This is a genomic window from Stenotrophomonas sp. NPDC078853 (assembly GCF_044901215.1).
In the GTDB taxonomy this organism is placed as follows: Bacteria; Pseudomonadota; Gammaproteobacteria; order Xanthomonadales; family Xanthomonadaceae; genus Stenotrophomonas; species Stenotrophomonas lacuserhaii.
This window is the reverse complement of record NZ_JBJDOQ010000003.1, coordinates 15135-39533: the sequence shown is the minus strand read 5'-3', so window position 1 is coordinate 39533 and position 24399 is coordinate 15135. Positions and strand designations below refer to the sequence as shown.

Genomic DNA, 24399 nt, shown 5'->3' with positions numbered 1-24399 from the left:
CGCAATTGCGTTGCGAATGGCGCGACAGTAGACTGTGGCCCACCTCTCCGACTGCATCGCTCGCGACCTCCGGATCATCGATCCGGCGCACGCAGGCACGCCCGCGCACGCCCATGAACCAACCCATCACCGCACCGCCCTCCCCCTTCCGTCTGCGCCCGCTGGCCGTTGCCTGCGCGCTCCTCGCATGCGCTCCTGCAGTACACGCGCAGCAGGCCGCCACCGACCTGGACGCGGTGCGCGTCAACGCCTACCGCGCGGCCAACAGTGTCAGCAGCGCGACCAAGACCAGCACCTCGGTCGCCGAAACGCCGCAGTCGGTGTCGGTGATCGAACGCGCCGAACTGGATGCGCGCGGCGTGCAGTCACTCAACGATGCAATGCGTTACGTGGCCGGCGTAAGCCTGGAAAGTTCAGGCATCGACAACCGCGTGGATGACTTCCGCATCCGTGGTTTCGATGCCGGCAGCTGGGCCAACAACGTGACCCTGGACGGCATGCGCGCGCCGCAGGGCAGCCAGTGGAACCGCAGCATGTTCGACAGCTGGAACCTGGAGCGCGTGGAGGTGCTCAAGGGCCCCTCGGCGGTGATGTACGGCCAGGTCGCACCGGGCGGCATGGTCAACCAGGTCAGCAAGACCCCGCAGCCGGGCCAGTTGCGGCAGCTGCGACTCGGGCTGGACGCGCACGGCCAGTACAGCGCCGCGTTCGACGTGGGCACAGGCAGCGACGACCACGCGCACCTTGCGCGCCTTGTCGGCCTGTACCGCGATGGCGACACCCAGATCAAGCACACCGGACAGGAGCACTGGTTCCTCGCCCCCAGCTACACCTGGCAGATGGCCGAACGCACCCGCATCACGCTGCTGGGGATGTACCAGAAGGACGACGGCGGGTCGACCTACCAGTTCCTGCCGATGGACGGCACGCTGCGCGCCACGCCGCATGGCCACATGAAGAACACCACCTTCATCGGCGAGCCGTCCTGGAACACGTTCAACCGTACGCTGTGGACCGCAGGCTGGATGTTCGAGCACGCGTTCAATGACCACCTGACCTTCAGCCAGAGTGCGCGCCGCACGCATGTGGATTCTCTGTACCGCGGCGTGGTCACCAATGGCGCACTCAACGCCGATGGCCGCACGCAGGCACGCCGCGCCACCTACGGCACCGGCGATTCCGATGGCGATACCTTCGATACGCGCCTGCAGGCACGCTTCCGCACCGGCGGCGTGGACCATGTCGCCCTGCTCGGCTGGGACTGGCAACGCGCCGACTGGGAAGGCGTGCGCGGCGCGATGAGCAGTCCGCGCCCGATCGACATCTTCAACCCGGTCTACACCGGCTACGTGCCGCAGGTGACCAGCCTGAGCCCGACCGAAGGCAGCAACCGGCAGAGCGGCATCTACCTGCAGGACCAACTGGCGCTGGGGAAGTGGCGCCTGACCGTGGGCGGCCGCTACGACTGGACCAAGGATGATGCTTCGAGTGCGACCCGCAACCCGGTCACCGGCGCGACGGTGACCCAGCCGCGCAGCGTGATCAAGGACGAAGCTTTCACCGGCCGCGCCGGCGTGCTGTACGTGTTCGACAACGGGCTTACCCCGTACATCAGTTATGCCGAATCGTTCCAGCCCTCCTCCACCAGCCCGCTGAACAACTTCGATGGCACTGCGTTCGATCCGGTCACCGGCACCCAGTGGGAGGCGGGCCTCAAGTACCAACCGGCTCGCATCGACGGCCTGGTGACCCTGTCGGCGTTCGAGCTGCGCCAGCAGAACCTGCTCACCCAGGATCCCGACCCGACCCACAACACCTGCGGGGCCACTGCCAATGCGCGCTGTTCCATCCAGGATGGCGAAGGCCGCGTGCGCGGCGTGGAACTGGAAGGACGGGTGACCCCGTTCGAGGGTTTCAGCCTGATCGGCGCAGCAACCTGGATGGATTCGGAGATGACCCGTTCCGATCAGTACCAGGGCAAGCAGCTGATCATGGTGCCTGACTACACCGCATCGTTCTGGGCCGATTACACCTTCGCGGGCGGCGCCCTGGAGGGCCTGAGCCTGGCGGCAGGTGCCCGCTACAACGGCCGCAGCTACGGCGACAGCGCGAACCTGTACCGGATCCCGGGGTACACGTTGTTTGATGCGGCGATCCGCTATGACGTCGGGCGGGTTGGCAACAGCGACCTGCAGCTTGCAGTGAACCTGAGCAACCTGGCGGACCGGCGCTATGTGTCGACCTGTACGACGGTGTCGTCGTGTTATTACGGCAGCGGCCGCACGGTGATGGCCACCGCGCGACTGGGGTGGTAGTGACGGCCGCCGGCCGCCTGCCTCTGCTACCCGGTGGGTGACGACCGTTGGTCGTCACGAGCCTGCGTACCGCTGCGCTCGCCGACCATGGGTCGGCGCTACCCGCTGCGCTCGCCGGCCATGGGTCGGCGCTACCGGCCTGCGTGCTCTGGTAGCGCCGAGCCATGCTCGGCGGCGTTTGTTCGGGCAGCGCGCAAAAAAAAGGGGCGGCCGAAGCCGCCCCTTGCCCGTTGGATCATTGCGCCGGCGCATAGCCGTGCAACTGCATCGTGCTGCTTGCCCGGCCCTGGCTCATCGAACGCAGTGCCGTGCTGTAGCCCTGCAGCTGCGCCAGTGGTGCAAACCCGCTCACCTGCGAGCGGCCATCCCGCTCGTTGATCGCCTGCACCCGTCCATGGCGCCGCTGCAGGTCACCCACCACATCACCGACATTGGCTGCGGGCGACAGCACCTGCAACGACATCACCGGCTCCAGCAGCTGCGTACCCACCTCGGCCAGCGCCGCCTTCACCGCCTCCATCCCGGCGCGATGGAACGCCTGCTCGGACGAATCCTTCGCATGCGTCTGGCCATCCACCAGCACCACGTCCAGGCCCACCACCGGATGGCCCTGCGGACCGTCCTGCAGCGCAGCACGCACGCCCTGCTCCACCGCGCGGATGAAGTTGCGCGGCACCACGCCACCGACGATGCGGTCGCTGAATTCCACCGCATCATCCTCGCGCGGGCGCACCTCCAGGACCACATGCGCGAACTGGCCCTGGCCACCACTCTGCTTGACCACCCGGCCCACCACGCCAAGCGCCGTGCTTCGTGGTTTCTCCAGGTAGGCTACGCGCGGCTGGCCGACCTGTACCTCGACCTTCCACTCGCTGCGCAGGCGCTCGACCATCACTTCCAGGTGCAGCTCACCCATGCCCCACACCAGCGTCTCACCGGTTTCCGCATCGGCCTCGACGCGGAACGACGGGTCCTCCTGGACCAGGCTTGCCAGGCCCTGGCTGATCCGGATCAGGTCACTGGCGCGGCCAGCCTGCAGCCGCCACGCCAACACCGCCGGCTGCGAGTGGATGGCTTCCAGCCGCAACGGCTGCTGCAGCGAGGACAGCGTTTCACCGCTGATCGCATCCTTCCAGCCCATCACCGCCACGATGTCGCCAGCCTTGGCCTGTTCGATGTCATGCACCTGGTCAGCCTGCACCCGCACCAGCCGTCCCACCCGACGCGCCTCGTGCCGCGAACTGGCGATGCGATCGCCCACCCGCAGCGTGCCCGAATACACCCGGACGAACGCAAGCGCGCCCTGCTGCATGTGGGTGACCTTGAACAGCAGCGCGGCCAGCGGACCCTGCGGGTCGGGCAGCAACTGCACCGTTTCCTCGCCAGCAATGGCGCTCACCGAGGGCCTGTCCAGCGGCGAGGGCAGGTAATCGACGATGGCATCCAGCAGCGATTCCACGCCCTTGCCCTTGAACGCCGCACCGGCCAGCACCGGCACGCCGGCACCGCTGACGGTGATGCGTCGCACCGCCGCACGCAGCGCATCGGCGTCCACCGTCGAGCCGTCCAGCCAGGCGTCGGCAAGCACATCGTCCAGCTCGGCCGCGGCCTGCACCAGCGCATCACGCTGGGGCTGCCACTGCTGCGTTTGCGCATCGGTCCACGGCTGTCGCTGAAGCGAACCGGCGGCATCCCAGTGCAGCACCTTCCGGTCCACCAGATCGACCCAGCCATCGAACGCGGCTTCGCTGCCCAGCGCCAGGCCCAGTACGAGCGGGCGCGCCTGCAGGCGATCAGCAAGCTGCGCCACCACGCGGTCGAAGGACGCACCGATGCGGTCCATCTTGTTGACGAAGGCGAGCAGCGGCACGCCATGCCGGCGCGCCTGGTGCCAGACGGTTTCCGACTGCGGCTGCACACCGTCCACGGCCGAGAACACCGCCACCGCGCCATCCAGCACGCGCAGCGAGCGCTCCACTTCAATCGCGAAATCGATGTGGCCGGGGGTGTCGATCAGGGTCAGCCGGTGCGCGGGGAGGTCGCGCGGCGCCCACTGCGCCTGCACGGCGGCCGCGCCGATGGTAATGCCGCGTTCGCGCTCGATCGCCGAAAAATCGGTGGTCGCCGCGCCGTCGTGGACTTCGCCGACACGATGGATCTGGCCGGTCTTCCACAGCAGCCGTTCGGTCAACGTGGTCTTGCCCGCGTCGATATGGGCAATGATGCCAAGATTGCGACGCAGCGAAAGAGTCTGGGTGTTCATGAGTTGCTCCTGCAATGCCAACCACGGAGGACCGCGCGTCCCGGTTGGCGGCAGGGCGCGCGGTCAGGTCTGGGTGTCGTCGAGCGGGTGCATGGCACGTTCTCCTTCGCTTCTCAGGTGGATCGGTGGATCGGAAATAAAAAAAGCGCCCGGTTGGGCGCTCTGCTGGGGGTCCAAGGCAACCGCAATGCGGTCAGCCGCCTTGTCTTCCGCCGGGCAGACGCACCCGTTCCGCGCAGGCGCGGAGCAGGATCTGAAACGTCAGCAGCGGAAAAGCGTTCATCGGACTCACCACGGATGGGAAGCGCTAGTGTGCGCTTGTTTACGGGGGAAGCAAGGGTCTATTGGCAGCAAAAATAGAACGCTGGGAGGGGCCTTCCTAGGTCACCACCACCAGCGGTACGGGCCGCCGCGGATGCTGCAGCACCAGCACGTCCTGCTGGTACACGCGGCGCAGCGTGTCTTCGGTCAGCACCTCGCGCGGGGTGCCGTCGGCGGCCACCCGGCCGCGTTCCAGCAGCACGATGCGGTCGGCATGGCCGGCGGCCAGGTTGAGGTCATGCAGCACCACGATCACGCAGGCACCCCGGTCCGCCAGCGCACGCACGCTGCGCAGCGTGCGTTCCTGATGGCGAAGGTCCAGCGCGGCGGTGGGCTCGTCCAGGAACAACAACGGCGTGTCCTGCGCGAGCACGCGTGCGAAGGTGGTGCGTGCCGATTCGCCGCCGGACAGCTGCTGCACTTCGCGCTGGCGCAGTGCCTGCAGTTCGGCCGCGTCCAGCGCCGCTTCGACGTGGCGCGCATCCTCGGCAGGCGCTGGCGGATGCGGCAGGCGTCCCATCGCCACCACTTCGTCCACGCTGAAGGCAAAGCGCACTGCATGTTCCTGCGGCATCACCGCGCGCTGACGCGCCAGTGCCCCGGCACGCAGCGCCGAAAGCGGTCTGCCGGCCAGCAGCACCTCACCGCTGTCCGGCCGGAGGTCGCCGCAGGCCACGCCCAGCAGCGTCGATTTACCCGCCCCGTTGGGGCCGACCAGCGCGGTCAACGTACCGGGCTCGAACACCAGCTCGACATCGGCCAGGATCGGCCGCTGCGCCCGCACCACGCCGACCTGCCGCAATGAAAGCAGTGCACTGCTCATGCGCCCGCCCTGCCCCGGCGCTGCATCACCAGCCACAGGAAGAACGGCGCGCCAAGCGCCGCAGAAAACAGCCCGAGTGGAATTTCCGCCGGCGGATCCAGGGTGCGCGCGGCGGTGTCCGCCACCACGATCAACAGCGCACCGAGCAGCCCGGACAGCGGCAACAGCCAGCGATGGCCCGGGCCGACCAGCAGCCGCGCCACGTGCGGCACCACCAACCCGACGAACCCGATCGACCCGGCGAACGCCACCGCCGCGCCTACCAGCAACGCGCTGAACGCCACCAGCCGCCGCCGCGTACGCGCGACATCCAGCCCGAGGTGCTGCGCCTGGCGCTCACCCAGCGCCAGCATGTCCAGCGGCGTTGCCAGACGCAGCAGGCAGAACGAGCCTACGGCGAACAGCGGCATGACCGCCGCGACGTCGCGCCAATCGGCGCTGGCCAGCGAACCCAGCTGCCAGAACACGAGCGACTGCAGTTGCGCTTCGGTAGCGATATAGGTGAAGAAGCCGATCAGCGCCGAACAGAAGGCGGCCATCGCGATGCCGACCAGCAACAGGGTGGCATTGCCATCGCCGCGCCCGGGTCGTGCCAGCAGGTAGGTGAGGCTGATCGCAGCCGCACCGCCGGCAAAGGCCGCCAGCGGGATCACCCAACCGCCCAGCGTCGCCGCACCCAGCACGATCGCCGCCACCGCACCCAGCGCGGCGCCCTGGCTGACCCCGACGATGCCGGGGTCGGCCAGCGGATTGCCGAACAATCCCTGCAGGCTGGCGCCGGCCATCGCCAAGGACGCCCCCACGATGGCACCCAGCACCACGCGCGGGATGCGCAGCTGCCACACCACCGCGACGTCGCGCGCGCTGGCCTGCGCGGCATCCAGCAGACCCAGCTTGACCCCGATGGCCTGCAGCACGGCCAACGGCGGCAGCCGTAGCGGCCCCACCGCGAACGACCCCAGCACCGCCAGCAGCAACGCGCCCAGTACCAGCAGCAGCATCAGCTGGCCGCGACGTCGGCGCCGGTCACCGGCCATCGTGCACCGCGCTGGCGTCATGCCGGCGGCAGCGCCGCCAACGCGCGCGCCAACGCCAACGCACCGGTACCGGACCCCACGCTGGTGTACTTCAGTTGCAGGTCTGGCATTACCCAGACCCGACCGGACTGGCCGGCGGGGGTCTGCTTCAGCGTCGGATAGGCCATCCACAACCCGTCTGCACCGCCGAACAACTGCAGGTCATGCTCGGTGACCAGGATCACTTCGGGGGCCGCTGCCACCACGCCTTCGTTGCTGAGCGCGGAGAAATTGGCCACGCCCGCTTCGGTACCGATGTTGAGGCCGCCCGCCAGCGCGATCAGCTTGCCCGAGGCGCTGTCGGCGCCGGCCACGGTCGGGTTGCCGCCTGCGCCGGTGGCCGACACATGGATCACCCGCGGTTTGCGCATCGTCGTCGTCGCGATGCCGGCCGCCTCGTCCAGCTGCGTCTGCACCGCATCGGCCAGCGCCACGCCTGCGGCGGCACGCCCGATCGCCGCGGCGACCTTGCGCACCTTGTCCGGTGCCGGCTGCAGATCATCGATGATCACCGCATCCTGGCCTACCGCGCGCAGTTTTTCGGCCAGGTCACTGTGGCGACGCAGGCTGTTGCCCAGGAACAGCGAGCCGCCCAGGCTGAGCACGCCTTCCACGCCGGTGGTGCGGTTGAACAGGAACCGGTGTGGCGCGGCGCGTCCTGCGTCGGTGGTGGCATTGGTCGGTGCGGCGAACACCTGGCTGCCCTGCCCCAGTGCTTCGATCACCGCGATGATGTCATCGCCACCGGCGATGATCCGGCTGGCATCGTCGACCTGCACGTCCACGCCATCATCGGAATGCACGGTGGCCGGCGACGTGGCCGCGCCCGCCGCTACCGACGGCACGGTCTCGCCGCCGACGCGGCGCCAGCCTGCCGGTAGCGTGCCGTGCTCCGCCGCAGCACCCGAAGCGGGCGGCGTCGCCGCGGCCTGTGCCGGCGCGGCAGGCTCGCCCCTGCCGGAACACGCGGCAAGCGCCAGCGCCAGCGCTAAAGACGGTGGCAGCGTCCTGGCAGCCTGGATCAGGTTCGGATTCATGGGGCAGTTACTCCTGCGGAATTCACGGCGTGGCGGCCTCGCCACTACGGTCGGCGATGCCGTACAGCGCCGACAAGGTCGCTTTGAACGATGCCGGCAACATCGGCCCGTGGCCAAGTCCGGGGAACTCGCGGTACTGCACCTGCAGGCCGGGCAACCCACTCAGGCGCTCGCTCAGTGCATGCGCGGCATCCGGCGCGGCGCCGCCGATGCGGCGAAGGTGCGCGACCACGCGCGGGTTGGCCATGTCACGTACGCCGCGGTTGCCGCTGCGCTCATCGCCACCCAGCATCACCCACAACTGGGCCGGCTGGCCGGCGCGATTTTCGATGAACTGTTTCTCCAGGTCGCCCAGCGGTGCGCCCTGGCTCCACCACAGCGACGGACTGGCCGCCACGTACTGCTGGAAGGCGGCCGGGCGGGTGTACAGGCTGCTGAGCACGAACAGTCCGCCCAGCGAATGTCCCCATAGCGCCTGGCGCTGGGTGTCCACGTTGGCGCGACGCGCGACGTGCGGTTTGATCTGGCGCTCGATGAGATCCAGGAACGCAAAGGCGCCGCCCCCCACGACCTGCTGGGTGCCGCCCTCATCATCGGCGCGGTCGATCCAGGCGGTGTAGTCGCGGGTGCGCTGGGCCGAATCGATGCGACGCTCGTTGTCATAGCCGATCAGCACCAGCACCGGCGGCGCCTTGCTGGCGGCCAGCTGGTCCAACATCGACCTGTCCAGCACCATCGCCACGGCGTTGCCATCCAACGCGTACAGCACCGGCGAAGGCGCGCTGGAAGTCTTGCCGGGAACCAGCAGATTGACCCGCCAACGGCGCTGGCCGTCCGCGCTGGCGACCACGAAACGTTCGACACGGTAGCTGCCAGCGGGCTGGTCCAGCACCGTCTGGCCCATCATCTGGTCCGGATTGCGCTGCTGCGCATGGCTGCAGAACGAGGCACCGGCCAGCGCGAACAGCGCGGCAAGGCCAAAGAAACGGTGAAGCATGGGGGCACGGCTCACAGCGGGGTCGCCGCGCAGTCTATCAAACGCGAATGGTTCTCGCTTTCGCTTCGCACGATGATGCGAGCAATGACATGGGTCGCCCTATCCCGGGCCAAGCGCGCGAAGTGTCAGCGCGCCGCCTCGGCCAGCCGCGCACCCAGCCATACCAGCAGCATGCCACCTGCCAGGCTGACGCCCAGGTACAGCGGCACCATGCCGCCGCGGTCGCTACGCGCGAACACCAGGGTCTCCAGCATCAGCGAGGAAAACGTGGTCAGCCCACCCAGCAGCCCAATCACCAGGAACGCACGTAGCAGGGTCACGTTGCCGCCGCGCTGCTGCAGCCACACCAACAGGTAACCGGCCGCAAAAGCGCCGAGGAAGTTGGCGCTGAGCGTGCCCCAGGGAAACCCTTGGCCGAAGCGCTGCACCACCGCATCACCGATCACGAAGCGCAGCGCCGAACCCAGTGCGCCGCCGGCCATGACCAGCCCGAGCTGCTGCCACCAATTCGCGCCCATCAGCCGCCCGCCCCGCTCTGCTTGGCCGCGCGCGCCTGCTCGCGTTGCGTACGCAGACGATCCAGTTTCTCCTTCAGCTTGATCTCCAGGCCGCGCGCCACCGGCTGGTAATAGACCTGTTCGCCCATCGCATCCGGGAAGCCGGTCTGGTCCAGCGCGATGCCGCCTTCCATGTCATGGTCGTACTGGTAGTCCGCGCCGTAACCAAGGTTCTTCATCAGCTTGGTCGGCGCATTGCGCAGGTGCAGCGGCACCTCCAGCGTACCGGAGGCGCGCACTTCGGCCTTGGCCTTGTTGTAGGCAGCGTAGCCGGCATTGGACTTGGCCGTGCTCGCCAGGTACAGCACCAGCTGGGCGAAGGCCAGCTCGCCTTCCGGGCTGCCCAGCCGCTCGTAGATGTCCCAGGCTTCCAGCGCCATCGACTGCGCGCGCGGATCGGCCAGGCCGATGTCCTCGATCGCCATGCGGGTCAGCCGGCGCGCCAGGTAGGACGGATCGCAGCCGCCATCGAGCATCCGCGTCAGCCAGTACAGGGCCGCATCGGGGTTGGAGCTGCGCACGGATTTATGCAGCGCGGAGATCTGGTCGTAGAACTGCTCGCCCCCCTTGTCGAAGCGGCGGGTGCGGTCGGCCAGCACCTGGGTGAGCGTCTGCGGGGTGATCCGTCCGCCTTCGTCGACGGCCAGTTCGGCGGCGATTTCCAGCAGGGTGAGCGCGCGACGGACATCGCCATCGGCGGCGGTGGCGATCTGCAGCAGCAGCGCGTCTTCCACCTGCACGCCCTCCCCGCCCAGCCCGCGCTCGCTGTCGGCCAGCGCCCGCTGCAGTGCTGCGACGATCTCCTGCGGCGATACGCCCTCCAGCACGTGCACGCGGCAGCGCGACAACAAGGCGGAGTTCAGTTCGAAGGACGGGTTTTCGGTGGTGGCACCGACGAACACGATGGTGCCGCGTTCGATATGCGGCAGGAAGGCATCCTGCTGAGTCTTGTTGAAGCGGTGCACCTCGTCGACGAACAGCACCGTGCGCCGGCCTTCGGCAAAACGCTGCGCCGCTTCGGCCAGTACCTGGCGTACCTCCGGCAGGCCGGACAGCACAGCGGAAATCGCGCGGAATTCGGCGTCGGCATATTCGGCCAGCAGCAGCGCCAGGGTGGTCTTGCCACAGCCCGGCGGGCCCCACAGGATCATCGAATGCACGCGTCCGGATTCGACCGCACGGCGCAAGGCGCTGTCCGCGGCGAGCAGGCGTTTCTGCCCGACCATTTCGTCGAGGTTACGCGGCCGCATGCGCTCGGCAAGCGGTCGCAGGTGATCCCGATCCACGCTCAGCAGATCAGGGCCGGGGAATGAAGAAGTACGTTGTCTGGCCACGCGTCATTGTACCGCGCGGCCGCAGCCTCATTCGCCGATGACGTCGGTGCCGGCCGGCGGGGTGAAGCGGAACGTGCCGGCGGCGAAGGACGGGTTGCGCTTCCATCCGGTGAAGGCGATCACCGTGCGCTGGCCCACCGCATCGGTGATCTCCATCTTCGCCAGCCCGCTGGCATTGAAGCCCAACGCGGCGTACTGGAAGCTGGCCTCGGTCTCGCGCTTGGGGGTCAGCGAAAGCCACTGCAGGCCATCACGCGGCGCGGCTTCTTCGCTCAGGTCGTACTGCTGCTCCAGCAGTGCCGGATTGATCAGTGCGGTCAGCGGGCTGTTCTGCTCTTCCTTGCCCTGCGCACGCACGGTGGCCTGTTCCAGGTCCGGTTCGTACATCCACACCTTGGTGCCATCGGCCACGATCTGCTGCACGTGCGGGCGCTGGTATTCCCAGCGGAACAGGCGCGGCGCCGACAGCGCGACACGGCCACTGGTGGTTTCCTTGACCTTGCCACGGGTATCGAACACCTGCTGGCTGAACTGCCCGTCCAGGCCCTTCAGGCCGGCGGTGAAGGTCTTCAGCTCATCACGCGCGCCGGCCCAGGCACTGGTCGAAACCAGGCACGCGGCGGCGAGCACGGAAGTAGCGAGGGTGCGGCGGAAGCTGGCGTGCATGAGGGTATCCAGAAAGAGCGTGGAAGGATGGAATGAAGTGTGCCCAAAGCATCCTGAATGGGTGATCCACTGCAGTGGGCGCAGGGCTCAGGGGCCGCCTGCTGCGGGCACCCGACCGTACACGATCTGCCCGCGGAAGCCGCGCCGCACCTGCTGGAACAGCTCGCGGAAGGCGGCGTAGTCAGCGGGCTGGCACAGCGCATCGTTGCCGCGCACTGCATTCTGGCGCAGCCGATGGCGGGCGATGATCTGCTGGCCGTCGCGCTCCCAGCGCACCGAATACTGGCCCGCCGCGTTGCTGAACTGCTGGTCGCGCGGCACCGCGATCAGCGGCACGCCCTGCGGCAGGGTCACCCGGTAGGTTTCCTGGCGCAGGCTGGCGTCGCACTGGAACGGGGTGGCGTTGTCCGGCGCCGAGGTGGACGCATAGGCGTCACGGAACGATTCCGCGCCCGGCGGATCGGGCAGCTGCATGCCGCCGACCAGGTTGAAGTCCACGTAATCGGAAGCGCTGAAATCGAAGGTGTAGTTGAATGGCTGCTGCAGGTCCTGCGGGTCGCCCTGCAGTTCCAGGCGGCCCTGCCCGTCGAAGCCGGAGGCCGCCACCATCGAAGCTTCGGCACGGGCACGGTTCTGTGCGTTCAAGCGTGCGAAGGACGCGCGCATGCCGATCTCCGCGCTGTCACCGGGCTGCAACCGGGTGCTGCCTTTCAGATTGCCGGCGCCGTCGAACACGAAATCCGCCTCGAAGCCCATGCCATTGCGCAGCGCATCGTTGGCCGGAGTGCGCGCCAGCTTGGCCGGCCCGGTCAGCAGCACCGGTGCGCCGAGGTCGCCGTCGGGCAGCTGGCCGGGACGTGCCCAGGCGCTGGTGGAATCCAGGTACAGGTCGAATTCCGGCACGTAGGTAATGGCGTGGTTGAAGCGCCCCAGCGTCGGCACCGCCGGCAGCGTCGGTCCGCCGCCTGCGCCGATCAGCACCGCCGTGCTGTCGATGCCCTTGGCTGCCAGCAGTGCTTCCAGGATCACCACGTGGTCTTTGCAATCGCCGTAGTGGTTGTCCAGCACGCTCTGCGCGGGGTTCGGCTCCAGCCCGCCGTTGCCGAGATACACGGCTACGTAGCGGATGTTGCGGGCCACCCAGCGGTACAGCGCATCCACCTGTCCACGGCGGTCGGCGATGCCGTGGGTGACTTCCTCGGCCAGCGCCTGCAACTGTGGGGTGACCTTCGCCGCCTGCCCTGCCTTGAGCTGGTACGCACGCGCCATCTGCGGCCAGTCCGCGTAGGTGCTGGCCATGATGGTCGGGCTGAACTCCCACGGCGCGGCGGTCCAGTTCTGCGCCGGCAGCGGCGTGCCGCGGCGATAGGTCCAGCTCCACTGCGCACGGCCAGCGCGGACCGTGGGTGCGTCGCTGCCCTGCACGCCCCTGCTCAGCACCTTCATCGGCAGGCTGGCTGGCGCACTCAGGGTGACCTGCGCATCGTCGTACTGGTTGAACACGCTGAAGGTTTCCCACAGACCGAAATAGCCCGGGAAGTACGGCTGCCGCTGGGTACGGCGGGTGGCATAGACCACGCGCGTGCCCGGCGCCAGGTTGGGGAACACGATCACCCGCACCTTGCGGTCGGCGTACATCGCCGCCGAGGCGCTGGAGTAGCTTTCCTGGGTATAGATGCGATCAGCCGGAACGTCGCGGCGCTGGCCATCGGCGGTCAGCGTGTAAGCCTCCAGCACCTCCAGCGTCTCCATTTTCTCGCTGTAACTCAGCCGCACCTGGCTGAACTGGTCCACCGCGCTGCGGGTCTTGAGCAGGATGTCGTAGTGTTCGGCCTGGGTGTTGCCGGCATCGGCGTCGACCACGTAATCGGCGCGGTAGCGGGCGAAGCTGAAGTTGTTGCTGGCCTCGGCCGGCGCCGCGCCCTGCATCGGGGCGGCGGCGGGGATGGCGGGTGCCTCCACCGCCAAGGCGGACCCGAAAGGCAGCAGCAGGGCGGCCAGCAATCCGTTGCGGAGGGGTGCCATGAGGGGTTCCGGTTGGTCAGGTCAGGGGCGGTGGGGCGGGGTCAAAAGCGTGACGACCAACGGTCGTCACCCACCAGTTCAAGGGGTCGTCACCCGCCAGGCAGGCACGGGCGGCGGTTTATTTGGGCGGCGGCGGGGCAAGCACGGTGCGGTCGCCGTTATGCTCGGGCGAGCTGACCACGCCGGCCGCTTCCATCGCCTCGATCAGGCGCGCGGCGCGGTTGTAGCCGATCTTCAGTCGCCGCTGCACGCCGGAAATGGAGGCGCGGCGGGTTTCAGTCACCACCCGCAGCGCTTCGTCATACAGCGGATCGGATTCATCGCCGGACGATGCGGTTTCCGGCAGGCCGCCGGCACCGACCACCACGCCGTCGCCCATGGTCTGCACTTCGTCCAGCACGCCTTCGATGTAGTCGGCCGGCCCCATCGCCTTGAGGTGTTCCACCACGCGATGGACTTCTTCGTCGGACACGAACGCGCCGTGTACGCGGTCCGGCATCGCCGTGCCCGGCGGCAGGTACAGCATGTCGCCATGGCCGAGCAGGGTTTCGGCGCCGGACTGGTCCAGGATGGTGCGCGAATCGATCTTCGAGCTGACCTGGAAGGCGATGCGGGTCGGAATGTTGGCCTTGATCAGGCCGGTGATTACGTCCACCGACGGGCGCTGGGTGGCCAGGATCAGGTGGATGCCGGCCGCACGCGCCTTCTGTGCCAGGCGGGCGATCAGCTCTTCGACCTTCTTGCCGACGATCATCATCATGTCGGCGAATTCGTCGATGAAGATGACCACGAACGGCAGCGTTTCCAGCGGGCGAGGGGCCTCGCCCAGCTCCGGGTTCGGCTTGAACAGCGGGTCCATCAACGGCTGCCCGGCGTCCTGGGCGTCCTTGACCTTCTTGTTGAAGCCGGCCAGGTTGCGCACGCCCACCGCGCTCATCAGCTTGTAGCGGCGCTCCATCTCGGCCACGCACCAGCGCAGGCCGTTGGCGGCCTCCTTCATGTCGGTGACCACCGGCGCCAGCAGGTGCGGGATGCCCTGGTAGACGCTCAGTTCGAGCATCTTGGGGTCGATCATCAGCATGCGCAGGTCTTTCGGGCTGGCCTTGTACAGCAGGCTCAGCACCATCGCATTGACCGCCACCGACTTGCCCGAGCCGGTGGTACCGGCCACCAGCAGGTGCGGCATGCGGGCCAGATCGGCCACGGTCGGGCGGCCGGCGATATCCTTGCCCAGGGCCAGGGTCAGCGGGCTGGTCGCCTTGTCATATTCCTTCGAACGCAGCAGCTCGGAGAGATAGATCATCTCGCGGGTGACGTTCGGAATCTCCAGGCCGATCACCGACTTGCCCGGAATCACATCGACCACGCGCACCGACTTGACCGACAGCCCGCGGGCGATGTCCTTGTCCAGCGTGCTGATCTGGCTGACCTTGATGCCCGGCGCGGGCTCGATTTCGAAGCGGGTGATCACCGGACCCGGATAGGCGCCGACCACCACCGCATCAATGCGGAAATCCTTGAGCTTGAACTCGATCTGCCGCGACAGGGTTTCCAGCGTCTCCTCGTCGTAGCCCTTGGGCTGCGGCTTGGGATCATCCAGCAGCGCCAGCGGGGGCAGGTCCGAGCCATCGCCGTTGACGCCCTGGAACATCGGGATCTGGTTGTCGCGCTTGGCCCGGTCGCTCTTCTCGATCACCGGTTCCGGACGCGGCTCGATCTTCACCGGCTCGCGCTTGGCGCGCACCTCGGCATCGACCTTGCGCACTTCCTGACGCTCTTCGCGCATGACGCGCGTCTGCTTCCACTCGGTGGCCTGCTCTTTCTTCTTTTCCAGCAGCGGCGCCAGCGCCATCACGCCCTTGCCGATGCGTTCCATGACCATCAGCCACGACAGGCCGGTGGCCAAGGTGATCGAGGCCAGCAGCAGCACCAGCACGAACAGATTCGCACCCAGCGCCCCGAAACCGACGCTCAGCGAAGAGCCCACCAGCTTGCCGAGGATGCCGCCGGCAGAGGCCACGTCGGCACTGAACAGGCGCAGGTGCAGGAAACCGGTGCCGGCGATCAGGAAGCCGACCAGGCCGACCAGCCGCAGCGCCGGGTCGAGGTCATTCTCGCCCTTGGCTTCGCGCTTCAGCCCGAACATCGCAAACCAGGCCAGCGCGCCGAGGATCACCGGCAGCACGAAGGCCATGTAGCCGAACAGCTGCAGCAGCACGTCGGCGATCCACGCCCCGGCACGCCCGCCCATGTTGTTGACCGGCGCCACGATGCTGCCGGTGTGCGACCAGCCCGGGTCGGTCGCCGAATAGGTGAACAGGCTGGCCACCAGGTACAGCAGCGCCGGGGCCACGGCGATCAGACCCAGATCGCGCCACAAGCGCTGCCGCGTGGGGTTTTCAGACGGAGACGGATCGCGGCGACGGGCTTTGCCTTCGCTCGATCGGCTGCGTTCGGGGACCTGCTTCGCCACCTTGGACACTACCTTTGGAATACGCTGTTAGTGGTTGATAATAAACGAAGCGCGTCGGTTTTCCGTCACTACTGGCTGAGCGCGATCCGCCATGACCCGGCAGGCCCCGTCGAAGACGGCCTGACCCGTCGGACGCATCGCCGCGTTCCAGGCGTGCGGGTTGAAACCCCCTGCCCCTGCCATCACTCTATGGTCTGCCCCCAGCGCGCGCAAACCGTCGCCGCGCCTTGATCCCCTTACCTTTCGCGAGTCTACATGAGCACCACGCTGCCCTCCCGCCATCAGAAGCTTGTCATCCTCGGTTCCGGCCCGGCCGGTTGGACTGCCGCCGTCTACGCTGCCCGCGCCAACCTCAAGCCGGTGGTGATCACCGGGCTGCAGCAGGGCGGCCAGCTGATGACCACCACCGAGGTCGACAACTGGCCGGGCGATGCCCATGGCCTGATGGGCCCGGACCTGATGGCGCGCATGCAGGCCCACGCCGAACGCTTCGAAACCGAGGTGATCTTCGACCACATCCACACCGCCGACCTGTCCCAGCGCCCGTTCAAGCTGATCGGCGACAGTGCCGAGTACACCTGTGATGCGCTGATCATCTCCACCGGCGCGACCGCCAAGTACCTGGGCATTCCGTCCGAAGAGACGTTCAAGGGCCGCGGCGTGTCCGCCTGCGCGACCTGCGACGGCTTCTTCTACCGTGACCAGGACGTGGTGGTGGTCGGCGGCGGCAACACTGCCGTGGAAGAAGCGCTGTACCTGTCCAACATCGCCCGCAAGGTCTACCTGGTCCACCGCCGTGACACGCTGAAGGCGGAAAAGATCATGCAGGACAAGCTGTTCGCCAAGGTCGCCGCCGGCAAGATCGAAACCGTCTGGCACCACCAGGTGGACGAAGTGCTGGGCAACGACGCCGGTGTGACCGGCGTGCGGGTGAAGTCGGTGCAGGACGGCAGCACGCGCGACATCCAGGCCCATGGCTTCTTCGTGGCGATCGGCCATCACCCGAACACCACCTTGTTCGACGGCCAGCTGGCGATGAACCACGGCTACCTGGAAATCCGTTCCGGCCTCGGCGGCAATGCCACCCAGACCTCGGTGGAAGGCGTGTTCGCCGCTGGCGACGTGGCCGACCAGCACTACCGCCAGGCGATCACCTCGGCCGGCTTCGGCTGCATGGCCGCGCTGGACGCCGAGCGCTACCTGGACGCACAGGGCAAGGCGAGCTAAAGCACGCCGCCGGGTGACACTGGAAAGGCCGGCCTTTGCGCCGGCCTTTTCTGTTCAGGGAAGCCTGCGGGCCGTGGCTGCTCCCTCATCGTCCTGGTACACCGCCTGTGACACGTCCATTCCCGAGCCCCGCACGCACTGCACGATGTGCCGGATCGGCGGTGACTTCACTCCGTCGTCGTCAACCATCCGGGTGTTCCAGAAGATCGGCGCGCTTCCGGCGTTCTCGCAACGCAGGGTGATCTGGGCTGGCTTGGTGTCTGCGTCAGCCAGCGTCACCGCTCCATCGGTGCACTTCCAGCCGGGAGGGCACGCAACGTTCTTTGTCTCGATCACAACGGGGTACTGGGGAAAGCCGGCGAAGGCAAGATCCACCACCCGGGATTGGCCAGCCGCCACGCGGATGGTGGCAATGGGATCGACCTTCAACGGGTTGCAGCCCTTGCCCTCGCGCCAGAGGCGGTAGCCCTTCTCGACACCTTTCATCGACGCTTCCCGGAAGACGGGGTCCTGCAGGGCGAGTGCGTCCTCGGGGCTCGAGTGGTAGGCAACCTCCACAATGATAGAAGGCATTGTCGCGATACCGTTCTCCCCATGGCGACCAAATCTGGCCGGCCCACGAAAAGGGAATTCCTCATACCCTTCCTGCGCATGGATCAGCTCGCCCATGTAGCACAGGACGCTGTCAGCGAGGGGTCGATCCTGAGGTTTGTCCTCATGGTAATAGACCTCCACGCCGCGCGTAGCCGGGTCATCATGCCCATTTGTATGCAAGCTCAGCAACGCATCAGCTCCGATGAAGTTTGCATATCTCGGTCTGGCACGGATGTCCTGCCTCAGTTCGCGATCATTCTGCGCACTTCCCGGAAAGCTGTTCCATATATCGGTTTCCTGCGGATACAGTGCCTTCAAATGGTAGCGCGATGACATCACCCTCCACGGCAGATGCGAGTCGACATGATCAGCCGGATCCGACCGCCGCGCCCGCCTCACCGTCATGGAACTTCTTGATTCCAGATATCCTTCCAGTGCATCCCCATAGCCAGGTGTGAGCAGGTCCTCGCGTACGTTGTTCACCAGCGGTCTCTGGTAGGTCCATGTCCTGCCAGGATGGAGGAGGTAGATCCCATGACTGGCGGACACCACTGCCAGCCCGCCAGCCTGACGGGGCTCGTACGAGTTGTCGGGGCCCTGTTTTTCAGGCGGCCGCGGAACGTAATGGTTGAATGGCCGACCCCCGTACAACATGCGCACTTGAGTGACTTCCGGCATCCCGGCGTCCCGCGCACGGCGCAGGACGGTGGTGCCGACTTCCTGCTCCATCTGCTCGGACAAGCTGTCCGCCTCCTCAGGCATCACGCCAGGTCCGAAATCGACATACACAAGATCCGCCGGGAGATCCGCCCATACCTTGATCTTGAAGCCAGCCGAAAAACCGCGCTGCCGATGGAAGTTGTTGATGTAGTTCTGAGCCGCTTTCTGAAGCATTGCATCCAACTCCGCATCGCGCGCTGGCGGGTCGACTGCCCAGGTGCTGAAACTGGATACCGCCGCGGCCACCCCAAGCAGGGCGCCCAGCGCGCGCTTCATTCTCTCCGTGTACATCCCTTCCCCTCCTTCCCGCCAGCCGAGGTGGCCGACGCCTGCCAACAAACTGCATGCACTCACCCGCCACCAACGTGCGTCAGCCCACGGTATTGGGAAAAGAGATCAAAATAAGGCAATCAACATCGAGAGCATTTTTCGCATCATCTGACGGCAAATCTTTCAGGCCAGGTGCTCTATCCTGTCCCCATGCCGCAGATCCGCTTCCTCGAAGACCTCCAGACGCTCACTGCGTCCCAATGGGACGCCCTCCACGACGGCAGCAACCCGTTCGTCAGCCACGCTTTCCTGTCCGGCATGGAACAGTACGGCTGCCTGCGCGAGGACTGGGGTTGGCGTCCGCGGCACCTCACTCTGTGGGAGGACGACACGCTGATCGGCGCGATACCGGGCTACCTGAAGGAAAACTCCCACGGCGAGTTCGTGTTCGACCACGCCTGGGCCAATGCCTATGCCCGCCACGGTCGCGACTATTACCCTAAATGGCTGGGTGCGGTGCCCTACTCGCCCGTGACCGGACCGCGCCTGCTGGCCGGCGACGCTGACACGCGTGCAGCGCTGCTGGCCGCGCTGGTAGAAGCGCTGCCCGGCCTCGGCGTTTCCTCCGCGCACATCAACTTCCATCGCGAGGGCGAGGACGGCGACTTCAGCGATGCCTGGCTGCTGCGCGAAGACATCCAGTTCCAGTGGCGGAACCCGGGGCAGTGGCGAACCTTCGATGACTTCCTCGGTGCGATGAACCACAAGCACCGCAAGAACATCCGCCAGGAACGCAACAAGGTCGCCCGGCAGGGGATCAGCTTCCGCGTGGTGCATGGCGACCAGGCCAGCCGTGCGGACCTGCAGGCGATGTACCGGTTCTACCTGCAGACCTTCCTGGAGTATGGCAACGCCCCGGCCCTTACCGAGCCGTTCCTGCGTCATCTCGCCAGTTCGCTCGGCAAGGGGTTGGTGCTGTTCCTGGCCGAGCAGGAAGGCGAGCCGATCGCCGGCGCGCTGTGCCTGCGCGGTGGCCAGACCCTGTATGGGCGCTATTGGGGTGGCGCCACCCTGCCCGGCCTGCACTTCGAAGCCTGCTATTACCAGGGCATCGAGTATTGCCTGAGCGAAGGCCTTTCACGGTTCGAGCCTGGCGCGCAGGGCGAGCACAAGCTGGCGCGCGGCTTCCTGCCAACGGTGGTGCGCAGCCGGCACTGGATGGCTGACGCTGATTTCAGCGAGGCCCTGCGCGAATGGTGCGCGCACGAGCGTGCGGACATCACCCGCTATCGTGACGAACTGCTACTGCACTCACCCTTCCGCAGTGACTGATCCGAACGCGGCAAGGTAGTCCAGCACCGGCGCGGGATCATCCAGCGCAGCACTCGTGGCGATATGACTGTCGGGACGAACCAGCACCAGCAGGCCCGCATACGGGCAGGACGGATCCTCGATCCGAAGGACCTGCACGAAAGCCGGCATCGTGGGCAAGGCACCCCCGGTACCGCACACCAGCAGCGTGAAACAACGATAGTCCAGCAATGGATAAAGCCGTGAAGGACGGCCTGCATGCTGCCCCATCAGGACATCATGCACGCGCTCGCCGGCCAGCCCTTCGCCCGCGTAGCGCACCCCCATCCCCGTTACGTATCCGGACCGTTGCGCCACGATGCCCACGTAGTCCGTCGCATGCTGCCGGCTGGACGGGTCGCGGGTGGCAAGACCCAGCAGGCGCGATGTTTCCACCACGCCCAACGCCACCGGTTTACGTTCGGATTCGTAGCTGCCCAGAAGACCAGCCGGCACGGGCTGGTTGACCGCCATGCCGATCTTCCACATCAGGTTGAAGGCATCGGCCAGCGCCGTGTTGAGGCCCTGGCCGCCGTGGACGGAATGGATGTGGCATGCATCGCCCACCAGGAAGACCTGGTTGTCCACGGCAAAGCGGGCGGCCACGGCCTCTTTGACCGAAAACTGGGAGAACCAACGTACGTCACTGAAGCGCACGCTGTAGGGCCGCGTCGCACGGTTGATCCGCGCCATGACCTGTTCGAACGTGAACTCACGGGTATCCATGCGGACGTAGAACCGATCCAGCTCGCCCTCACGCGGGATCCAGGCCACGTCGGAGGATTCGGCCTGGAAGACGATGATCTCCGGAACCTTTGGGAAATCGGTGTCGATCACTCCGTCCACGACCGCCCAGGTCATGCGCGGGCGGGTCACTTCAAATGGGATCTGTAGGTGTTCACGGACAAACGAATGTGCGCCATCGGCACCTATGACGAAGCGTGAGGTGATGGACCGCCCGTCCGAGAGGCGGGTTACGCATCCCCCTGCCTGCTGTTGCACGCCGCTCACCGAGGTACCGCGCTGCACGGGGATGCCCGACGCACGCAGGCGCTGATCCAGCAGCTGCTCCACGAAAGACTGGCCGATCATCAGGAAATGCCTGTGGAAGCACCCCTGCAAGGCATCCCACCAGTCAGACTGCCGGGAGACGAATGTGCCCTCGGCCCATACTGAGCTGGTGTTGCACGGCTTGCCGTGCGGATAGAGATCATCGAACAGGTCCATGATCTGCAACAGCTGCAATGTGCGCGCATTGAGCGCGTCCGCGCGCCCGGCCTGCAGCGGGCCGGCGCTGCGGTCGGCGATCAGCACCCGCAGCCCGAGCTGCCTGCCGAGATGGGCGCACATCAGCCCCGCAGGTCCAGCGCCGGCGACGACCACATCAACGTCGGTGTCCACGCACGCGGCCTTCATGCGCTGGCCAGCAGGTGCGGATTGTCCAGTGGCGGCTCACCCAGGATGTGCAGCCGACGAAGGTGGCGCGGCGCACCGCTGGTGAACGCCTCACGCCCGTGCAGCAGGGTGTGGTTGTCGGCGATGACCAGATCGCCGGCCTCCCAAGCGTGGGCATACAGGCAGCTGGGCGCGTGCAGCGCCTCGGCGAGGCTGCGATGCAACAGCGCGGCATCCGCCTCCCCCATCCCCGTGAACGAGGCCGATGCAGGGTTGATGAAGGCCTCGCCCTGCTGGTCCTGTGGTGCGCTGTAGCGGATGACCGCCGTGTCATGGTCCGGGTGCCGGGTCACGACGGGCGCCTCGGCCACGCTGTGGTAGTACTCCATTTTTCTTTCGTATCGTCCCGTGGCGCGCTCCCACAGCAGGCGGACCGGTGCCGGTGCTTCATCCAATGCGCGCGCGGTGTGGGAAAACAGCGTCCGCCCCCCGCAGCCGGGTCCGGGTGCACGCAGGCACTGGAAGATCTGGAACTCGGGCACCTGCCGGCGGTACATGCCATCCCAGTGCAGCGGCACGGCCGAATTGTCGAAGATATGATCCTGCGGCGCTTCCCGTTCGAGAAGCTCCAATACTTTTCCGAACGGCCATTCGGCGATGCTGCCCCAGCGCTCCCCGTACGCGGCGAGGTCTGCAGCGTCTTTGGGGCCACGGAATCCGCGCAGCAGCACCAGGTGATGGTGTCGGGCGAGGACGCGCAGTGCATCGACGGACAGGTCGGTGGCAGCGTCATTCGGGAATGCAGCCTGCAGCATGACGCCGAACGGCTGAAGTTGGATGATGGGAATGGTCATGGCATCGGCCCTGCTGTTCCCGGGCCCGTGCCCGGCCTGGATCACGCTAGGCACAGGATCTGTTGAAAGCGAGTGGTTTTCCGACGCCCACCGCAAGAACTGCCACCTGCGCCACGCCGATGCGCAAGCTGCAGTATCCTGCGCGCATGCACGCCATCGCTTCGCCCTTGAAAGACGGCCACACGCGCCCTCTGCGTCATGTCACAGCCCGCAGCCGCAGCGTGATCCGCTGCCACCGCGCAGCACGCGGCGAATGAGTCGTCAGTTTCCGTGGCGCTTGGGCGAGGCCGAAGATGCGCCTTTTCCACCCGCTGAAACGGCGCTGCGCCACCCGGACGGCCTGTTGGCCATCGGTGGCGATCTGCGCCCGCAGCGATTGCTGAACGCTTATGCGCAGGGTGCCTTCCCGTGGTTCAGCCAGGGTGAGCCGATCCTGTGGTGGTCACCCGATCCGCGCACCGTATTCGCCACCGATGGCGTGCATCTGTCACGCCGATTCCGCAGGCAACTGCGGACCCTGGAGTGGGAGATCACCGCCGACACCGCCTTCCAACACGTCGTCCGCGCCTGCGCCACGGTGCCGCGACCGGGTCAGGACGGCACCTGGATCGGTACCGACATGATCCACGCCTATACCGAGCTGCATCGACTGGGGCACGCACACTCGGTCGAAGTGTGGGAAGGGCCGGAGCTTGTCGGCGGCATCTATGGCGTGGCGTTGGGCACCATGTTCTTCGGCGAAAGCATGTTCAGCGCACGCAGCGGGGGTTCGAAAGTGGCCTTGGCTGCGCTGGCCTCGCTGCTCCACGCGGGGGGCGTGCCGGTACTGGATGCGCAGGTGCATAATCCTCACCTGGCGCGGATGGGGGCGACACAATGGCCGCGCGAGCGTTTCCTGGCGCACGTGCGGCAGGCCATCCAGCAGCCCATGGCGCCTGGCAACTGGTCGGCCGCAGGGGCCCGGCTCCCGCTGCGGCATTACCTCCCCCACTGAACACGGACTCAGGCTGCGGCGCGCTCTTGGTGCGCGCTTGGCCGGCCGTCCGTCCACGCGCTGTAGTGGCTGGGGCGTCCATCCACATGGATCAGCCCGGCCCCTTGGCGCTCCGCCTGGTGCCGTTTCATCAACACGGCACGATCCCCGAGATCGACCGCCACCGCATGCCAGGGCGTCAGCCAGGCATCGGCGGTGGGCAGCATGTGGATGCCCAGTTTGTCGCTGCTGCGCGCCTGTGGATGGATGGACAAGCGGACCGACCGCGGAAAGACCCCCTGCAGAAGACTGCCCCACGCCAGACTGCGCTGCACGACCTGGTAGGCCCGGGCTTTGGCCTCGCGCTGGACCTGCGTGGCGCTTCGCGCATCATCGGCGCGCCAATCATCTTCGGCCATGAAGCGGATGATGCCACGCAGCTGCCGCACTCCGTCTTCGGACCGCAACAGTCCGGTCCGGATGTCATCCAGCGACTGGCCATGCTGTGCCAGCAATGCGGCACGGCGATCTTCGTGGCCTGCGCTGCCGAGAAGCAGCGAGGTGCAGTCACACAGGCAGAATGTGTCCAGGTGGGCCAGGCTGCGACGGGCGATCATCGCGCGGATGGCCGCCTGGTAGTGGTCGATGACCGGGTCGGAAACGCCGATGGTGGGTCCGAATACATGGCCATCCGAGCAGATCGTCAGCCGGGCGCCGGCAGGGTGGATCGCGGCAATACGGGCGCACAGCCGTTCCAGTGCATCCAGCGACAGCGCTTCGGCCAGGTCTGGCAGCGGGCCCAGGACCTTGCGAAGGGAGGGCGATTTGGCGGGAAACGCGGGGAGGACCATGTGCACCGGCTCTCCCGCCCGGACGAAGCCGCGCACCCGCGCCATCACCGGATCCGACAACGCGTTGGCGAGGGGGCCTGCCTGGTCGCATCGCTGGTGAAAGGCAAGCGTCCGGGCAATGGCGTGGACAACGGCCTCGGCTGCGCGCTGAGGATGGCTCATTGCTCGCTCTCCCTACAGATGCGTTGCGCCGGGCCGCTGCGACGTCGACGACCCGGGCGAATTGGCGGATGTATCCTGTAATGAGAGGCACGATAGCAACGGGATATAGGGCTCGA

The 24399-nt window shown here is 66.9% G+C and carries 18 protein-coding genes; 4 read left to right on the top strand and 14 right to left on the bottom strand.

Features of this window, described 5'->3' with window-relative positions; genetic code table 11:
- Nucleotides 1-113 precede the first annotated feature (113 nt).
- Nucleotides 114-2315, top strand: coding sequence for a TonB-dependent siderophore receptor (locus tag ACI2JH_RS04065; RefSeq protein WP_404735514.1), 2202 nt, complete (start codon nt 114-116; stop codon nt 2313-2315).
- Between the two features lie 235 nt (nt 2316-2550).
- Here the strand turns inward: ACI2JH_RS04065 and fusA are convergent, their stop codons facing one another.
- The 10 genes from fusA to ACI2JH_RS04015 all read right to left on the bottom strand — a co-directional run bounded on the left by fusA (nt 2551) and on the right by ACI2JH_RS04015 (nt 15887).
- Nucleotides 2551-4578: an elongation factor G gene (gene fusA / locus ACI2JH_RS04060; protein WP_404735513.1), complete on the bottom strand. Its 2028-nt coding sequence runs from the start codon at nt 4576-4578 to the stop codon at nt 2551-2553.
- 379 nt (nt 4579-4957) lie between these two features.
- A complete protein-coding gene (locus ACI2JH_RS04055; RefSeq protein ID WP_404735512.1) occupies nt 4958-5722 on the bottom strand; it encodes a heme ABC transporter ATP-binding protein in 765 nt (254 codons plus the stop codon).
- Nucleotides 5719-6723 carry a FecCD family ABC transporter permease gene (locus ACI2JH_RS04050; RefSeq protein WP_404735616.1) on the bottom strand — a complete coding sequence of 335 codons (1005 nt, stop codon included), beginning with the start codon at nt 6721-6723 and terminating at the stop codon, nt 5719-5721. The genes ACI2JH_RS04055 and ACI2JH_RS04050 overlap by 4 nt, the downstream gene beginning before the upstream one ends.
- Nucleotides 6724-6776: 53 nt before the next feature.
- Nucleotides 6777-7835 carry a hemin ABC transporter substrate-binding protein gene (locus ACI2JH_RS04045; protein WP_404735511.1) on the bottom strand — a complete coding sequence of 353 codons (1059 nt, stop codon included), beginning with the start codon at nt 7833-7835 and terminating at the stop codon, nt 6777-6779.
- A gap of 22 nt (nt 7836-7857) precedes the next feature.
- On the bottom strand, nt 7858-8832 hold the full coding sequence (locus ACI2JH_RS04040; RefSeq protein ID WP_101100461.1) for an alpha/beta hydrolase: 975 nt from the start codon (nt 8830-8832) through the stop codon (nt 7858-7860).
- A gap of 125 nt (nt 8833-8957) precedes the next feature.
- The gene (gene crcB / locus ACI2JH_RS04035) at nt 8958-9350 is read right to left on the bottom strand and encodes a fluoride efflux transporter CrcB (RefSeq protein ID WP_404735510.1); all 393 of its coding nucleotides are present in this window, start codon (nt 9348-9350) and stop codon (nt 8958-8960) included.
- Nucleotides 9350-10639: a replication-associated recombination protein A gene (locus ACI2JH_RS04030; protein ID WP_404735509.1), complete on the bottom strand. Its 1290-nt coding sequence runs from the start codon at nt 10637-10639 to the stop codon at nt 9350-9352. Before ACI2JH_RS04030 ends, crcB begins: the two co-directional genes overlap by 1 nt.
- 111 nt (nt 10640-10750) lie before the next feature.
- Nucleotides 10751-11389 carry an outer membrane lipoprotein chaperone LolA gene (gene lolA, locus ACI2JH_RS04025; RefSeq protein ID WP_101100458.1) on the bottom strand — a complete coding sequence of 213 codons (639 nt, stop codon included), beginning with the start codon at nt 11387-11389 and terminating at the stop codon, nt 10751-10753.
- Between the two features lie 87 nt (nt 11390-11476).
- Complete coding sequence (locus ACI2JH_RS04020; RefSeq protein ID WP_404735508.1) at nt 11477-13414, bottom strand: DUF3857 domain-containing protein; 1938 nt, start codon at nt 13412-13414, stop codon at nt 11477-11479.
- A 118-nt stretch (nt 13415-13532) separates the two neighbouring features.
- Nucleotides 13533-15887: a DNA translocase FtsK gene (locus tag ACI2JH_RS04015; RefSeq protein WP_042614128.1), complete on the bottom strand. Its 2355-nt coding sequence runs from the start codon at nt 15885-15887 to the stop codon at nt 13533-13535.
- A 255-nt stretch (nt 15888-16142) separates the two neighbouring features.
- On the opposite strand from ACI2JH_RS04015, the gene trxB reads away from it, so the two are divergent.
- Complete coding sequence (gene trxB, locus ACI2JH_RS04010; RefSeq protein ID WP_042614111.1) at nt 16143-17114, top strand: thioredoxin-disulfide reductase; 972 nt, start codon at nt 16143-16145, stop codon at nt 17112-17114.
- 54 nt (nt 17115-17168) lie between these two features.
- On the opposite strand, the gene ACI2JH_RS04005 is transcribed toward trxB, so the two are convergent.
- Complete coding sequence (locus ACI2JH_RS04005; protein ID WP_404735507.1) at nt 17169-18704, bottom strand: N-acetylmuramoyl-L-alanine amidase; 1536 nt, start codon at nt 18702-18704, stop codon at nt 17169-17171.
- Between the two features lie 204 nt (nt 18705-18908).
- Here ACI2JH_RS04005 and ACI2JH_RS04000 point away from each other — a divergent pair, with 204 nt between their 5' ends.
- On the top strand, nt 18909-20030 hold the full coding sequence (locus ACI2JH_RS04000) for a GNAT family N-acetyltransferase (RefSeq protein WP_404735506.1): 1122 nt from the start codon (nt 18909-18911) through the stop codon (nt 20028-20030).
- Here the strand turns inward: ACI2JH_RS04000 and ACI2JH_RS03995 are convergent.
- Complete coding sequence (locus ACI2JH_RS03995) at nt 20010-21449, bottom strand: FAD-binding protein (protein ID WP_404735505.1); 1440 nt, start codon at nt 21447-21449, stop codon at nt 20010-20012. The two genes, ACI2JH_RS04000 and ACI2JH_RS03995, sit on opposite strands and share 21 nt — an antisense overlap.
- Nucleotides 21450-21460: 11 nt before the next feature.
- The gene (locus ACI2JH_RS03990; protein ID WP_404735504.1) at nt 21461-22297 is read right to left on the bottom strand and encodes a TauD/TfdA dioxygenase family protein; all 837 of its coding nucleotides are present in this window, start codon (nt 22295-22297) and stop codon (nt 21461-21463) included.
- A 253-nt stretch (nt 22298-22550) separates the two neighbouring features.
- Between ACI2JH_RS03990 and aat the strand changes: the two genes are divergently transcribed.
- A complete protein-coding gene (gene aat / locus ACI2JH_RS03985) occupies nt 22551-23291 on the top strand; it encodes a leucyl/phenylalanyl-tRNA--protein transferase (protein ID WP_404735503.1) in 741 nt (246 codons plus the stop codon).
- 8 nt (nt 23292-23299) lie between these two features.
- Here aat and ACI2JH_RS03980 read toward each other — a convergent pair whose 3' ends face one another.
- The gene (locus ACI2JH_RS03980; protein WP_404735502.1) at nt 23300-24166 is read right to left on the bottom strand and encodes an L-tyrosine/L-tryptophan isonitrile synthase family protein; all 867 of its coding nucleotides are present in this window, start codon (nt 24164-24166) and stop codon (nt 23300-23302) included.
- Nucleotides 24167-24399: the final 233 nt, after the last annotated feature.

What these genes read in the sequence shown, in the direction of transcription:
- trxB (WP_042614111.1), top strand. Translation starts at nt 16,143, where the DNA reads ATGAGCACCACGCTGCCCTCCCGCCATCAGAAGCTTGTCATCCTCGGT.
- fusA (WP_404735513.1), bottom strand. Translation starts at nt 4,578, where the DNA reads ATGAACACCCAGACTCTTTCGCTGCGTCGCAATCTTGGCATCATTGCC.
- ACI2JH_RS04030 (WP_404735509.1), bottom strand. Translation starts at nt 10,639, where the DNA reads ATGCGGCCGCGTAACCTCGACGAAATGGTCGGGCAGAAACGCCTGCTC.
- crcB (WP_404735510.1), bottom strand. Translation starts at nt 9,350, where the DNA reads ATGGGCGCGAATTGGTGGCAGCAGCTCGGGCTGGTCATGGCCGGCGGC.
- lolA (WP_101100458.1), bottom strand. Translation starts at nt 11,389, where the DNA reads ATGCACGCCAGCTTCCGCCGCACCCTCGCTACTTCCGTGCTCGCCGCC.
- ACI2JH_RS04005 (WP_404735507.1), bottom strand. Translation starts at nt 18,704, where the DNA reads ATGAAGCGCGCGCTGGGCGCCCTGCTTGGGGTGGCCGCGGCGGTATCC.
- ACI2JH_RS04000 (WP_404735506.1), top strand. Translation starts at nt 18,909, where the DNA reads ATGCCGCAGATCCGCTTCCTCGAAGACCTCCAGACGCTCACTGCGTCC.
- ACI2JH_RS04040 (WP_101100461.1), bottom strand. Translation starts at nt 8,832, where the DNA reads ATGCTTCACCGTTTCTTTGGCCTTGCCGCGCTGTTCGCGCTGGCCGGT.
- ACI2JH_RS03980 (WP_404735502.1), bottom strand. Translation starts at nt 24,166, where the DNA reads ATGGCGCGGGTGCGCGGCTTCGTCCGGGCGGGAGAGCCGGTGCACATG.
- ACI2JH_RS03990 (WP_404735504.1), bottom strand. Translation starts at nt 22,297, where the DNA reads ATGACCATTCCCATCATCCAACTTCAGCCGTTCGGCGTCATGCTGCAG.
- ACI2JH_RS04020 (WP_404735508.1), bottom strand. Translation starts at nt 13,414, where the DNA reads ATGGCACCCCTCCGCAACGGATTGCTGGCCGCCCTGCTGCTGCCTTTC.
- ACI2JH_RS04050 (WP_404735616.1), bottom strand. Translation starts at nt 6,723, where the DNA reads ATGCTGCTGCTGGTACTGGGCGCGTTGCTGCTGGCGGTGCTGGGGTCG.
- ACI2JH_RS04045 (WP_404735511.1), bottom strand. Translation starts at nt 7,835, where the DNA reads ATGAATCCGAACCTGATCCAGGCTGCCAGGACGCTGCCACCGTCTTTA.
- aat (WP_404735503.1), top strand. Translation starts at nt 22,551, where the DNA reads ATGAGTCGTCAGTTTCCGTGGCGCTTGGGCGAGGCCGAAGATGCGCCT.
- ACI2JH_RS04065 (WP_404735514.1), top strand. Translation starts at nt 114, where the DNA reads ATGAACCAACCCATCACCGCACCGCCCTCCCCCTTCCGTCTGCGCCCG.
- ACI2JH_RS04055 (WP_404735512.1), bottom strand. Translation starts at nt 5,722, where the DNA reads ATGAGCAGTGCACTGCTTTCATTGCGGCAGGTCGGCGTGGTGCGGGCG.